Source organism: Blastopirellula sediminis, assembly GCF_020966755.1.
Lineage (GTDB): Bacteria > Planctomycetota > Planctomycetia > Pirellulales > Pirellulaceae > Blastopirellula > Blastopirellula sediminis.
Genome location: NZ_JAJKFT010000010.1, coordinates 535236 through 549695, shown reverse-complemented (window position 1 = coordinate 549695; position 14460 = coordinate 535236). Strand labels below are relative to the sequence as shown.

The window sequence follows — 14460 nt, the reverse complement described above, 5'->3', positions numbered from 1 at the left end:
AATCTTGGCACGAGAACGTGCTTTTGTACACAACATGATGCCAAAAAAGGCGGGAAACGGCGTTACCCGTTTCCCGCAAGAATCGTCATTTTTAGGCCGATTCGGCTATTGCAGGCCGTTGACCGTAACCTTCGTCGCCCCAACTTCGTTTCCTTCCGCTGGTCTGGCTACTTTGCGGGGGATCACCGCGTGTTCAAAGAGGTAATAGCTGGGGTGATTATGTTTGGCCGCGGCGGCCGCCATCCCTTCGACCTGGTCATATTGCAAGATGCCGGGGATGTTGTTGCCGCTTCGCGACCAGACGGTCTTTCCTTGGAAAGTCATTTCCAGCTTTGACAAAAACTCTTGGAAGGTGACGTTGCCGCCGCCGAAGAAGCGGACTTCTTTCGGTCCTTTGCTTTCGACCGACGCTTTCAAGACCACCTGGCCGTTGGGATCGACGATGGCGCCGTTCGCTTCCAGCTTCTTGAAGAGAGACGCGAGGATCTCTTGCTTCTTTTGCGGATCAGGAAGTCCTTCGACGTCGAGCCGGACTTTGACGCCAGGCTCCAGGCAGAAAAAGCCAGGCTGCTTCGTCAACTGATCCAAGTGAGCGGCCAGCTTTTCGCCGGGCAACTGTTGGCAGACGATCGCGCCGTCGGCTCGGTTTCCTTCTCCCTTGTAGAAAATGGTCGTATCGCCAAGCTGGCGAATCTTGGCGGCGCCGGTGAACGACCAGACCTTGATCTGATCTTGCATGTCGAACAATTCGCCATTGGGGGTCAGAAAGTAACGCTCATTCAGCACGATCAACCCACGGGCCTGTTGCGCCGACATGGTGGTCGTGAATTGCATCTCGACTTGTCCATTCTGCAAGTTGAACTTCGTCAGTTCGTTGCCCGAGAGACAGACGAGCGATTTCCCCTGCGGATCGATTCCCATCGTGGGAGCGAAGTTCGAGTCGAACGGCATGGCGCAAACGATCTTGCCGGTGGCGACGTCGAGCACGGCCAGGTTCTTGTCCTTAAAGAAGATCGCATGCTTCTTGTCCGGCGTGATCGTCGGCCGTCCGTTCATTTCCAGTTGGTACTGCGGTCGGTAGTCGGTGGCGTTGAGCGCCATCACAATTTTGCCGTTGCCGACCAGTAAGCGGTCGCCGACGAATTCGGCCCAATCGACGTCTTTTTCAGGATCCCAGGAGACCTCGGCGAACGGCTCTAAGCGGAACCCACGCAGGATCGTCTTGGGACCGTTGAAGGCCCAGATTTCGAGAACCCCCGACTTGCCATGGCCCCAGACCGTTTTGCGAACGGCGAAGCGGACGCCGTCGTCATGCAGCGCGAAGACTTTGTACGAATCGCCGGCGTACTTCCCTTCCGACAAAGTCTTGCCGCTGGCGGCGTCGATCAGCACGTAGCGCTGAATACGCTGATCGTCGGTAAGCCCTTCGACCAGTCTGGGATTGTCACGGCGGATATGGCGAACGTCGCACCCGAAGCTCAGCAAGACGCGGCCGTTGGCGCTAACCTCCATCTCATCGAGACCATCGAAGAACTGCAGTGTGGGAGGAACGCTCGTCGGCTTGGTGCGAAACTTGACGGCCGCCGGGGGCGTCACTTCGATGCCGAACTCATCCTTCTGCGGCTGCATCGCCACTTTGCGAACGTTGTTCAGGCGGATGTTGACGTTGCGAGGTTCGCCGCTGGCCGCGGCGGGGGATGGATCGTCGTCGGCGTCATCGTTTTTCATCGCCGGCGCTTCGGGTTGAAACGGACTCGCTTCCTCTTCCTGGAACGGATTCTCGGCGGCGGCTTTCGCGAGGAACTCCTGGTCCGCTTTGCTCAGCTTGTCGACCGGAATCGCAACGACCTTGCCGTCGCTCTTTTCGATGCGGAGCGTCTTGCCGTCGTTCGACGAAATCTTTCCTACGATCGTGAACTTGCCGGTGCTGTCGGTCCAGGTGCGAGACTCCTGGCCGAAGCTGACGTTTCCGGCGACCAGCAAGGCCGCCAGCGAAAGCAAAAACGTGCGGATGGGGAGCCGGAACGAGCCGGCCGAATGGCAGTGGGTATGCATGTTTGCCCCTGACATGACTATCGAGAGAGGAGAGAATTGCTAGTTCCCAAATTACCTGAATTGGAGGGGGGAATCAACGTTTCCACGGAGGGCTACGGCGCAGAGGACCCCAGAAATCTCAACAGGGCGCAATTCGAAGGGAAATGACTTCCAGCGTTGTCCTCGAGAATTGTCGGCGTCAGGCTCCACGACCGGTTATTCCAGCCCAGTGACGGTAACGTTCGTTTGTCCGAATCCCTTGCCGTCATTGGGGACCGCCATTTTTTGCGGGAGAGAGACGGTACGATAGATTTCGTAGCTTGGGCGACTTGCTTCGGCTGCGGCGGCCTTGATTCCTTCTTCTACGTCAAATTTCAGGGTCCGCGGGATGTTGTCGCTGAAACGGTACCAGACGACCTTTCCTTCGGCGACGAATTCCAGCCTCGACTCATACTTGTGGATGACGACGTCATCCTCCTCGAAACCGGAACGATAATTGACCGTTTCCGGCCCCTTATCGACCACCAACGCTCGCAAGGTGACGGGACCGATTGGGTCGACGACAAAACTGCTCGCTTCCAGCTTGCGAGAAAGAGACTGGAGAAGCGGCTCTCTCTGGTCCCGATCAGGAATTCCAGTGACGTCGATGCGGACTTTCGCCCCAGGTTCCAAGCACAAAAAGTCCGATTGCGGCGTCAACTGATCAAGGCGTTGCGACAGCGCCTCGCCGGGCAATTGCCGACAGAAGACCGCTCCGGGACCTTCGTCACGCTCACTTCGGTAAAAAATCGCCCGATCGCCGCACAGACGAATCGCCTGAGCGCCGGCGATAGTCCAAACCTTGCGGAAGCTCCGGACGTCGATCAAGTCTCCTTTCGGCGACAGCAAGTAGCGATCATTCAGCAGTAAGCCATCTTCGATCGGCGTCGACTCTGGGATCTCGAATTTCGACAGGAGCTTGCCGTCGCGGAGACTGATGATCGAAAGTTCTCGCTCTGAGTGGGAAACGCCCATCAGGCGTTCTCCGGTCGGATCGACTTGCAGCCTCGGGTAGTAAAGCGAATTAAGTGGCGTCGTGCAGACGACCTTGCCGCTGGCGATTTCGAGAACGGCGAGTTGGTCCTCGCGCCAAAAGACGAGATGCTTTTTGTCGGGGAGAATCTGCAGATTCCCTTTCAGCGTGAATTCATACTGCGGCTGCATGTCGGCGACTCGAAACGCGACGACTCGTTCCGACGCTCCGACAAGCAACAGGTCCCCGACAAATTCCGCCCATTCGATATCGGTCTCGTCGAGCCTCGACTTCTTGACGAATGGGGTGACCTGAAAGCCTCGCACGATGGAGTCCGCGCCGTCCAGCGCCCAGAGTTCCAGAACGCCGGAATTTCCTGAACCAAATCCGTTGCGGCGAACGGCGAAGCGCACGCCGTCGTCATGTAGCGCCAACATCCGAAACGATTTGTCGCCGACGTACATCCCTTTGCCGACGACTTTGCCGGTGATCGCATCGGCAATCACGAAACGATTGATGATGTCGTCAACATTTCCCTCGACAAGTCCCTCCTTCTTTGCGAAACGGAGAGATCTCATTTTGCATTCAAAGTTGAGAGCGACGCGGCCGCTTCCATTGACCGCCATCGCTACCATTTCATCCCATTTGCAGAGGGTAGAACGAATGGGGATCGAATCGGCCGTGAAACTCGGAATTGCCGCTGGAGTGACGTCGACGCCAAAAATAAGCTTGGTCGGCGTCATCGACACGCTCCGAATTGCGTCGTAGTCGAGTTGGATCTCTCGCGGCTGGCCATCGGCGGACGCTGTGAAGGGGGCCTTCGCCGAATCTGCGTCGGCGGCTTTTTGCGTCGCCGGCATTTCGGGGCGGAACGGGCTTTCTTCTTCCTGCTTGAACGGATTTTCGTCCTCCGGTTGGAACGGATTGGACTCGGCCAGCTTCGCGATGAAGGTCTGATCCGCTGTGCTCAACTTGTCGAGCGGAACGGAGATCACTTGGCCGTCGCTCTTTTCGATGCGGATCGACTTGTCGTCATGCGATGCGAGCTTACCGACGATCGTGAACTTGCCGGTACTGTCAGTCCAAGTGCGCGCTTCCTGCGAGAAGCTGACGCTGCTTGTTAGCAGGAGGCCGACGACGAGGAGCAAGAACGCGAAAAGCGATCGCTTGACGCTTGTCATCGGACGGCGGTGCATGAACATGAATGCCCCAAGCTGGAGAATCGAAGCGAAAGCATAAAAGGGATGGAGTCGATTCAGATTATCCTAGATGCTGGGGGGAATCAACGTATCCTTTAGGGGCTGCTACGCAGCGGAAGAACAACCTGATTGCTGGCGACCTCTGCGCCTCCCTTGGCCGCTTTGGCGATCAGTTTGACGTCGGCCAGCGCGTCGGCGGTCATGCCGGCGGGGAGCTTGATTTCGATCACGTAGTCGCTCTTGTCGGCGGGGACTTCCACTTCGGCGGCGGTGGCTCCGACCGGCAGGCCTTCAAGCGTGATCTTCGCCGCTCCTTTGAAGCCTTCGGAGCGAACCAGCTTGCCGCTGACGCGATAGGTCGTCTCGCCGGCAAGCTGCAGGAAGATCGGCGAGGTGAGCGTGAATCGCTGCGCAGTGGTGGTCGCGGTGGCGAGGACGTTCTTCTGATCTTCGGAGAGAAGCTCCGCCGCAATCGCCAGATCCCAACTCCGATCGGCCAAGTCTTGCGGCACAGCGATCGTCACTTGCGCGTCCGATTGCTCGGCCGGGATGATCACGTCCGCCGCCAGGCGAAGCATCCGTTCGACGTCGTCGACCTTGATCTTCTTGTTCTTGTCGTTAGGATCGGTGACTTCCTTCTGCGGCGCGATTTGCGTGGTGAGCAGCTTCAGGCGAACCGGGCCTTTGACCCCTTCGCCCCGCACGATCTGAACAGGTGCGGTGATCACATCGCCGAGCGTCAGCTTGTCGCTGGAGTAGGCGCTCGCCAGGGCGACGCCGACTTTTGGCTTGCTGAGGGTACCGAGGCCGATTTCGACTTGCTCGGCGGTGACGTAGCCGGCTTCGCTCGGCTGAACGACGACGTTCTTCACGACTTCCGTGCTGCCGATCTTCGCTTTGCCGATCAGCCGCGTGACGGCGAACTGTCCCGGCGCCGCGGAGGCGACCGACAGGAGCGTCGACGTCGCGCCGGCCGGAATCGTGGCGCCGGTAAGCGTGAAACCGCTGGCTTCCCCGTCCCACGACAGTTCGATTGGGCCGCCGTAGCCGCGACGCTGCACGTTGACTGGGATCGTCAAGACGCCGCCGGCGGGAACGTTCCAAAGGTTGGTGTCGGCGGTCAGGGTAAAGTCGCCGACCGAAAGGGGCGTCACTTCGATGCGGTAGACGAACTCTGGCCCGTAGCGTCCCTGAAGATCGCGGAGGACGATCAGCAGCTTGTCGGCGTCGGCCGGAGCGTCGACGGTCAGTCCGGGATCGGCGGTGGCGGCCTGATCGTCGCTGGAGCCAAGTCCGCCCCCTTGCGACTTGTGGACTTCCAACACGCCGTCGGTCGGCGCACCGAGTCGTTGGGCCAAGACTTCCACACGGTACTTCTTGCCCGGCTCAACCGGCACGACGTACTCGTCCCGTTCTTTCTCGCCGCTGAAGCGGCCGTTGATCGACACCGGCGCGGGCGGAGTTTCGATGCGCTCGCCTGGTTTCTGACGTTGTTCGAGGAACTCGGCCGATTGGCTAACCAGCAGTCGAGGCGCGTCGCCAGTGAAGTGAGGCGCTGCGATCTTCGCCGCTGTGATCGGAGCGAAGCTAGTCATCGCGCCGCTGGTTAGTTTGGCCTCTCCCAAGCTGCTGAGGACCGGTTCGACTTCGACGCTCGACTCGCGGGCGACTCCGAGCGGATACGCAAGGTCGGCGTATTGCAGGTCGCCGATCTTCATCCGGAAGTAGCCAGGATTCGCGCCTTTGTAGAGGGCGTCTTGCAGTTGGATGACGTATTGTCCGTCGTGCGGCAGGACGAAGTCGAGTCGCGCGTCGTCGCCGATCGATTCGTGCTGCGGCGAGAAGGCGACCTGCGAGCCGCGATCGTCAAGCAAGCGAATCACAGGCCGCAGCTTGCCGCCGAGTCGCTGCGCTTCGACGTCCACAACCAGACGCTGGCCTTGCTTGCCGGTCAGCATCGTCGTCAACAGTTGAGCGCCGGCGAGGTTGCCGGTCATCGCGATTGGCAGTTGTTCGATCTGGTCGGCCAGCGCAACCTGAGGCAAGTCGTCGACGCCGACCTTCACAGCGCTTGAGATCCCTCCGTCGCTCGCGATCCGCAGCGTATGGATCCCCGGGGCCGCATCGGCCGGCAGCGTGACGTCAAACTCCAGGCGGTTCGGTTTCGCTTCGCCGACCAGCGTCGCTGTGCCGCCAGCAGGCAAGATTAGCTTCGGCTCGGGCGCCAGGTCGGTTCCGGTGATCGTGATCCGGGTGACGCCGCCGATCTGCAAGCCGCGCGGCGTGACGTTCTGAATCGCGGGGGCGCTCCAAGCGAGCGAGGCGAAGAGCGTGAAGGCGAGCGAAAGCGTAGCGGCGCGCAGCATGACTTGGGCTCTCTGCGAAGATTTGGGACAGGCGGGAGATGGGGTGGGAGCGAAAAAAAAGGACGCCGGGGGTTGTTCCCGACGTCCTGCATTTTAGTCGATTTTTTCGCTTGAGTCCCGCAAAATCTTGGCGGGGCCTACTCGGCGAAAGGATCGGCGAACGGGTCAGCCGGAGCCGGCACGACCGGAACGGGCGGGGCCGCGGGGGCGGCCGGAGTCGTTCCCGGCGCTGTCTTCGGCGCGGGCTTCGTCGGTCGGTTGAGGCCGGCGTTGTTGTTGTCGGCCACTTCGTCTTCCGGCTGAACCATGTTGGTGGTCTCCGGGGTGACGGCCGGTCCGAAGTTGTCTTCAAGCGGAGCGCCGGTGCCAAACGGATTGTTGATCGCCGGTTGAGCCGGAGGGGCGACGAGCGCCGGAACCGGGCTCGGCGTCGGAACCAGCGAAGCCGGAGTCGCAAACGGGTCGTCGCTTGTCGCAGGAGCCGGCATCGCACCAGTGGCCGGAGCGGCCGGAGTCGTTGGCGCCGCGGGAGCGCCAGGCGCCGCCGGGGCGGTCGGAGCAGCCGGAGCCGAAGCGGCCGACGGATCGGCGAACGGGTCAATGCTGGCCGGAGGGGTCTTCGGCGGGACGGCCGGTTCCGGTCCGGGCGTCGGCTGCATCGCCGGAGCGACCGGAGCGCCAAACGGATCTTGGCTGGCCGGCGCCGAGGCGGCGGCTGGGTCAGCGAACGGGTCGGCAGCAGCCGGATCCATCGCCGGTTTGGTCGGAGCAGCCGGAGCGGCAAACGGGTCATCCGCCGCCGGAGTGGCCGGGGCAGCCGGAGTCGCCGGAGCGCCAGGCGCGGTCGGAGCCGAAGCGGCGGCCGGATCAGCGCCAAACGGGTCAGCGGCCGGTTCGGCGGGCATCGCCGGTTTGACCGGAGCGGCGGGGGCGCCGAACGGATCGGTGCTGTTGACCGGGGCCGGTTCAATCGCGGCCGGTTCGGTCGTTTGCGGCGGGTTCGAGCCGGCGGCGAACGGATCGTTCGTGGCCGGAGCGGCTGGAGCCGATTCCATCGCGGGTTCAGTCGGAGCGGCGAACGGGTCGGTCTTCAGCGGCAGCGGAGCGCCCAGCGCGTCTTCCCCAGCGGCCGGAGCGTCGGTCACCGGAGCGGCGAACGGATCGGCCGGTGGTTCGGTCATCGCCGGAGCGCCAGGAGCCGAAGCGGCCGCGGGATCAGCGCCAAACGGGTCAGCGGCCGGTTCGGCCGGCATCGCCGGTTTGACCGGAGCAGCGGGGGCGCCGAACGGATCGGTGCTGTTGACCGGGGCCGGTTCAATCGCGGCCGGTTCGGTTGTTTGCGGCGGGTTCGATCCGGCGGCGAACGGATCGTTCGTGGCCGGAGCGGCCGGAGCCGATTCCATCGCCGGTTCAGTCGGAGCGGCGAACGGGTCGGTCTTCAGCGGCAGCGGAGCGCCAAGCGCGTCTTCGCCGGCGGCCGGAGCATTGCCCACCGGAGCGGCGAACGGATCAGCGGCCGGTTCGGTCATCGCCGGTTTGCCCGGAGCGCCAAACGGATCGGTGTCATTCACCGGCGCCGCTTCGATCGCGGCCGGTTCGGTCGTTTGCGGCGGGTTCGATCCAGCGGCGAACGGATCGTTGGTGGCCGGAGCGGCCGGGGCCGATTCCATCGCCGGTTTGGTCGGAGCGGCGAACGGATCGGCCGAAGGAGTCGACGGAGTACCGAACGGATCTTCACTCGCCGGAGTGGCCGGCGTACCAAACGGATTGTCGGCCGGCGGAGCGGTCATTTCGGGTTCGATGGGAGTCGCCGGGGCCGGGGCGCCTGGTTCGATCGTTTCCGCGCCGCCGAACGGATCGGTCGGATCGGACGCTTTCGGTTCGACCGGCAGATTGGCGCTCGCCTTGGCGGCGGCGCTGCCGCGGAGCACTTCTTCTTCGGCCGCTTTTCGCATTTCATAGCGTTGGCGTTCCCACGCCTGGCGAGCCATGAACTGCTCGACGCGAATCTTCTGGCGATAATCTTCCAGCTTCAGACGAGCGGCGCCTTGAACGCGTTCAAGCGACTTGCCGACGTTGTACGAGCGGTCGGCGCTCAGTTCCAGCTTGGCGCCTTCGGCGAAGTCGAGTTCGGCTTGTTCCGGGCGACCCATGTTCCAAAGAGCGAGCCCGCGATAGTAGTAAGCGCGGGGATCTTTGGATCCTTGTTCGATGGCGGTCGAGAGGGTGTTGAACGCCTCCGACATTTCGCCGCGATTGTATTGGTGAACCCCTTGGCCGTAGAGCTCGACGACGATCGGCTCTTGAGCCGAGAGCATGCATGGGGTTCCGAACCACAGCAGTGCGGCGACGGCCGACGCCGAGATAACGTTCCTCGTCATCAAAGGAATCTCCCTACAGATTCAAAGCGGAGCAGTGGATGTGACATGCAGATAAGCGAAAGGTCAGGCCAAGTTGGACGAGGCCTGGCTGTTGGAAGGGACCGCAGGCGAAACTCATCCTGAGAAAAGAGGGGCCCAAAGGCCGGCTCCGGCGATCCATTGCACCCTGAAAAATAGCGGCAACTTCCAGCGTATATCGTAGTTGCGCCAGAAGGCCAACACAAGCAAACGCCCCGCTAGAGACAAATTCCTCTCCAGAACCCGCCAATCGGGGCATACTTACCGGCATGACGCATCCAGGGATGATCCTGTTTTGAGGGCATTTTGGGCGTCTCTCCCTCTCCCACTAGCCCGCCGCGCCAGCAAGGGAATGCGGCCGGAAGTAAATGACGAATGACGAAGGAGCGAATGTCGAAACAAGTACGAATTTCTGAATGACGAACGGACCGGACGATAGTTAGCGCCCAAACGGACAGTGGACTGGATCGCAACGTTTTTTTCTTCGGCGCAACCGGAGACTCTGATCGGTTCGTCTAGAACATCAACTTACGCCGCATCTTCCCCTGTCCACCTATCATGTGGACCGCTTGCGCGAATTTTTTTGTTTCCGAGCGGAGTGGACTCCAGCGCCACTTTATTTCTCTCTGGCCAAACGCAACGCGCCAGGATCACTCAGTCCAACGCATCCCAACCCATCCGTCGATGACGATACGATGGACCGCCCGTCACGATTTTTTTTTGCAAACGGAGTGGACTGGACCGCAGCGCGTTTTTTTTCGCTCACCGGATTGGACGCATCCGCTACTTCGTTTCTTCCGCCCGCGACGCGCGGTTTCTCTTCGCCACCCCGGAATCGACCACGAATCCGTGCGCTTTGTCAACAGACAAATGTTGGAGGCATCGTATCGACGCGCGCCAATCGTAGCCCGAGGCGCGAGCCGAGGGAATGTGCTCGCAAAGTGCGAACGACGATGCAAAGCAAATAACGAGTCCCAACGGGGCGATCGTGAATCGCGAATCCAACGTCAATCGACGAATTGTTGCGCAAACCCAGGGCTGCGCCCTGGGCTAGATCGGATTGGCCCGTTGGGCCACAAGAGAGGTGATCGTATTTCGACAATCGATCTTCGCTTGCGATCGCGTTCCCTCGGCTTGCGCCTCGGGCTACGATTCGTTCATTCTCTTGCCGCGTTTGTCCGTGCTCTTCCGCCGTGGCTTCCGTGTTCTATCTCTTCCGGCCGCATTCCCTTGCTTGCGCTGCGGGCTAGTTGGGGGAATGTTGGCGGGGAGGTTCGCTATTGGGGATCGAGCTTTTCTTCGCTGGTCAGTTCCAACGGCGGGAGCTCGCCGAAGATGGCGAGTTTGCCGGTGCGGAGGAGTTTCGTCACCTCTTCTTTCGAAAAGTTGCCGGTCACCATCCCGTACTTGCTGATCGTCGAACGGATCACCGGCGCGGAGATTACCTGGTGATCGAAGACAATCGCCAACTGGCGTCCTTGGTAGGATTTGGTCAGGTATTGCAGTCGCCGCGCCCCTTCGTCGGTCATCGAGAAGTTGAGCGCATGCTGACCGTTGGGATCGAGCGAAAGCGTGAAGTCCGCAAAGTGCGGGCCTTCAATATTTCCTTTTTGCAATAAGAGCAAGCAAGATCGCTCTCCGTCGATTTCGCGAACCCATTCGGGATCGAACGTCAGGTCGGCGGCGCAGCGCGTCCAGATTCCGCGACGCCCATCGGGCGCCGTCACCAACCGTTCGTCGCTCTCTGCGGCGGCTTCGAACAGCTGCTGATCATCGCCGGGATGCGCGACGACGTTCAAGCTGAGTTGCCCCGGAATCCGGAGCATCTCTTTGATGCGGTCGACTTTTTGCAGGTCGCCGCCGGGAAGTTCGATTCGCACGACTCCATTGGCGACTTGGACCGTTGCATGATCGAAGAAGCAATCTCCTTTGATCCGCGCGGCGATCCGGTTTTGCAATTCCGCCGCGGAAACGTCGGGAAGCTCCTGCACGATCTTGTAGGTCAAAACCGTTCCGCCGCTCGTGGCCAAGGTCGGCGGAGCAGGCTTACCGCAGCCGGCCGATAGTAACGCGACCAGGATCAGCAGCGCTGAGAGAATGGAGAGGCGCATCCGAGTCCTCCGATCAGAGAGAGAATAGGTTGTCTTTTATCATACGGCCGATGGAGTCAATGCTGATAGGAAAAGAAGGTCCCAATCGTAGCCCGAGGCGTAAGCCGAGGGAATGCGGACGGGTCTACGATGAGAGTATGTTGTTCGTTCTCGGCTTAGATCTATTGGGATTCTTTTCCGGCGAGGCCGATCGCATTCCCTTGGCTTGCGCCTCGGGCTAGTATTTTTTATTCTCTTGCCGTGTTTATCCGTGCTCTTTCGCCGCGGCTTCCGTGTTCTATTCTTCCGGACGCATTTCCCTCGCTTGCGCTTCGGGCTACTATTGGCGCTAGTTTACGAGAAGACTTCTTTTTCGTGGTAGGTTCCGCGTGGGGTTAGACCTTTCTTTTCCGCTTTGATGCGGAGGTCTTCTCCTTCGCCGCGGAGGGCGTAGAGCGCCTGGCCGGGGCTGACGAATTGGTTCCAGTACTTTTCGTAGACCTCGGCGATCTCTTTTTTCTTCGCCAATGCTGTGGGGACGGCGTGGAGCATTACCATCTCGTCATGCTTTTGTTCGAGGTATTGGCCGAGGAACTCCGGCAACAGCTTCGACCAGAAGGTGGGACGCGAGTAACGGAGTTTGCGCGGGATCACGTAGCGCGGGCGAAGTAGCGGACCGAGCGCTTCGCGAAGCGACGCGGCGAATAGTTGACTATCTTCTTCTGACGCATCTTCCAAAAACATCCGGACGTATCCGCCGGCCCGCGACTTGACGTTCGGTCGCGCGGAGGGAGAGATCTGTTTCGTTTCGGCCAGGGCCGAGAGAATCGCGGTTCCGACGCTCATCACCAGCGAGTCGTCGCTCCAGACTTCTCCCTTCGACTTGAACGGCGGGAAGCCTCCGTTCTCGCGTTCGTCGCGATCGAGTTTGACTTCGAGCGTCGACCGCGGTTCGCCATGGTACGGCTCGCCGATCTTCCAATGCTTTCGGGCGGTGGCTCGCATTTCGGCCCGCTTGAGCATGTCGCCGTTGAGGAGCGGAATCGAGTCTTCCAGCAGCTCCGGTCGCAAATCGGTCAGCGCGGCGTGAACATGGCCGACCCCTTTTTCGATCTCGCCGTCGTCGGTGACGCCGAAGGTGTTGTCATGCTTTTTGCGGAATCGGGCGTAGTCGTCCAGCCCTTTGCTGAACTCCGGCGCGATGCAGACGACGTCCCAGTTGTTGGCGACTTTCTCGGGAACGGCCGGGTCGAGCCGGAACGATCGCCCGCGGAGCTGGCGGACCGACATGCTGGTCGTGACGGTCGTCAAATCGATCAAAACGTTGATCTTGTTGGCGTCCCAACCTTCGCCGAGCAAACCGCGCGTGCCGACCAGACAGCGGGTCACCCCTTGCTGGAAAAGTTCGGTGATCATCTCGATGTAAACCCGCGGCGACCAGTCGGCGCCTTCACCGCGGACGACGCAGAATCCTTCTTCTTCGGCGTAGTCGAGATTGACCTGAAAGCCTTCCTTCTGCAGCCACGCATGGGCGACATGATCAAACTGCGGCTGGAGGTCATCGTCGATCAGGACGCTGGAGCCGGTCACGAGAATCGGTTGCAGACGATCGGTTTGTTCGTCCTTGAGCAGCGTGCGGAAGGCGGCGACGGCGCCGCCGGCTTCTTCGTCGAGCAGATCGGCGGTCTCCGGCATGACCGCGGCGGTCTTCTCGTAGTCGGCGACGACGATCGCGCGGATCGAATCGCCGAGCGCCTTCATCTCGGCATGGAGAATCGGAATGACGGCCTGGGCTTTTTCACGCGAGTAAGCCAACACGCGGCCGACCGGCGAAGCGCAGGCCTGGCAGCCGGTTTCGGTGATCTGCACGCCGAGCATCCGCAAGCGGGCGATGATATCGCGGCCGAGTTGATGGTCTTCTTCATTGGCCGAGCGGCGGAGCGCGTGCCGGACGTAGCGATCGAGGACCGGAACGAGAATCGCCATCTCCGGCGCTTCGGCGGCTGGATCCCACTGGGCCGGCGGAACGTCCGGCGGAAGCTCCAGCTCGCGCATTTGCAGAAAGAGACGAGCCGCCGCGGCGAATTCGGGATCGCGGCGTTCGAACGCCGACCAGTTGTTGTACTTCTGCGCGGCATGCTTCTTTTCGGCCAGGCTGTTGTAAAGCCAGGTCGGCAGCGGCGGGACGCGCGGAGCGCCAGGCACCGTCTCAACTTCTTCGGCCGGCTCGGCAACGGGATCGGTGGCGACGGTCGGTTCCGCGTTTGGCTCTTCAGTGTATGCCGCTTCGGCCGAACCGATCACTTGCAGGTCCGAAAGATCAAGCAGCTTGATCGGCGCCTCTTCTTCTTCGCTGGAAACCGGCTTCGGCGGCTTGGCAGGCTTGCGCGCGGCGGCTTTTACCGGCGGCGCGACTTCTTTCTCGGTTCCGCTGGCGAGTGCGACGATCTCGTGCAGCAGATCATCGGCGCTGGCGACATAGCGGAGTTCGTCTTGGCTGGGACGGACGAAGTAGGCCAGGTCTTGATACGGCGCGAGGAAGCCATCTTTGACGACTGCCGGAACCGGGACGTCGTAGTCGATCGGGCCGAAGAAGGTGGTGTAGCGCTCAAAGTCTTGCGGCGACTTGTTGTCGACGTCGGGGGGCGTCGCCGTCAGGCCGAGGATGACCGGATTGTTGAACATCGCCGCGGCGTCGGCCAAGACCCGTCCCCAGTGACCGACCAGGTGATGACATTCGTCGAGAATGATCAGCCCGATCTCTTGCGCTTTGAGCCGATCGAGGGTCGCGAGCGACGAGCGATGGAGCATGTCGAGCGTTTCGCCCCGCAGGCTCGCTTCGTCGCGGACTTCTTTGCGATAGGCGGAGAGACGTTGGTCGTAGTAGTTGCGATTGTGCTTTTTCAGATCGCGGATCCAGATGCGGGCTTCCTCTGGATCGCGGGCGGCGTCTTTTTCGATCAGGCGACTTTGCCACAGCTCAAACGCCGCGTCATCAAGCCCATCGTCGCCGCGACGGGGCAGCGTGACCGATTGGTAGGTGAGCGACGTGAGGAGACCAGGCGCCGTGGGATCAGTGCTGGCCAATTCACCGCCAGGCGGAGACTGATCGAACATGTCGGTGCGGGCGGCCCATTGCATTTGAATGGCCGAATTGGGAGAGAGAACTAGCGCCGGACGCTGCACGCACTCAGCCCAGAGATAGAGGCCAAGTACCGTTTTTCCCGACCCGGGCGGGGCGACCACATAGAGCTGACGCTCGCCTGCGTCGAGGCTTTTGCGGGCAATGTCCACCACATCTTGCTGTGAAGGGCGCAATTTTCCGCGGAAGCGAACTTGCGGGAATTGGGCGTTGGCCAT

6 protein-coding genes are annotated in these 14460 nt (G+C 61.1%); all 6 read right to left on the bottom strand.

The features are described from left to right. Positions 1 to 105: 105 nt before the first annotated feature. Positions 106 to 2055 carry an SHD1 domain-containing protein gene (locus LOC68_RS13835; RefSeq protein ID WP_230219590.1) on the bottom strand — a complete coding sequence of 650 codons (1950 nt, stop codon included), beginning with the start codon at positions 2053 to 2055 and terminating at the stop codon, positions 106 to 108. A gap of 195 nt (positions 2056 to 2250) precedes the next feature. Then, positions 2251 to 4242, bottom strand: a complete 1992-nt coding sequence (locus LOC68_RS13830) for an SHD1 domain-containing protein (RefSeq protein WP_230219588.1) — start codon at positions 4240 to 4242, stop codon at positions 2251 to 2253. 98 nt (positions 4243 to 4340) lie between these two features. After that, positions 4341 to 6611 carry a hypothetical protein gene (locus LOC68_RS13825; RefSeq protein WP_230219586.1) on the bottom strand — a complete coding sequence of 757 codons (2271 nt, stop codon included), beginning with the start codon at positions 6609 to 6611 and terminating at the stop codon, positions 4341 to 4343. 137 nt (positions 6612 to 6748) lie between these two features. After that, complete coding sequence (locus tag LOC68_RS13820) at positions 6749 to 8992, bottom strand: tetratricopeptide repeat protein (RefSeq protein WP_230219584.1); 2244 nt, start codon at positions 8990 to 8992, stop codon at positions 6749 to 6751. A 1295-nt stretch (positions 8993 to 10287) separates the two neighbouring features. Next, positions 10288 to 11121 carry a SecDF P1 head subdomain-containing protein gene (locus LOC68_RS13815; protein ID WP_230219582.1) on the bottom strand — a complete coding sequence of 278 codons (834 nt, stop codon included), beginning with the start codon at positions 11119 to 11121 and terminating at the stop codon, positions 10288 to 10290. A 333-nt stretch (positions 11122 to 11454) separates the two neighbouring features. Further along, positions 11455 to 14460, bottom strand: coding sequence for a DEAD/DEAH box helicase (locus LOC68_RS13810; protein WP_230219580.1), 3006 nt, complete (start codon positions 14458 to 14460; stop codon positions 11455 to 11457).

Bases quoted from the DNA above. Each gene is read 5' to 3' on its own strand.
- LOC68_RS13835 (WP_230219590.1), bottom strand. From the start codon at position 2,055: ATGCATACCCACTGCCATTCGGCCGGCTCGTTCCGGCTCCCCATCCGC.
- LOC68_RS13830 (WP_230219588.1), bottom strand. From the start codon at position 4,242: ATGCACCGCCGTCCGATGACAAGCGTCAAGCGATCGCTTTTCGCGTTC.
- LOC68_RS13825 (WP_230219586.1), bottom strand. From the start codon at position 6,611: ATGCTGCGCGCCGCTACGCTTTCGCTCGCCTTCACGCTCTTCGCCTCG.
- LOC68_RS13820 (WP_230219584.1), bottom strand. From the start codon at position 8,992: ATGACGAGGAACGTTATCTCGGCGTCGGCCGTCGCCGCACTGCTGTGG.
- LOC68_RS13815 (WP_230219582.1), bottom strand. From the start codon at position 11,121: ATGCGCCTCTCCATTCTCTCAGCGCTGCTGATCCTGGTCGCGTTACTA.
- LOC68_RS13810 (WP_230219580.1), bottom strand. From the start codon at position 14,460: ATGGCCAACGCCCAATTCCCGCAAGTTCGCTTCCGCGGAAAATTGCGC.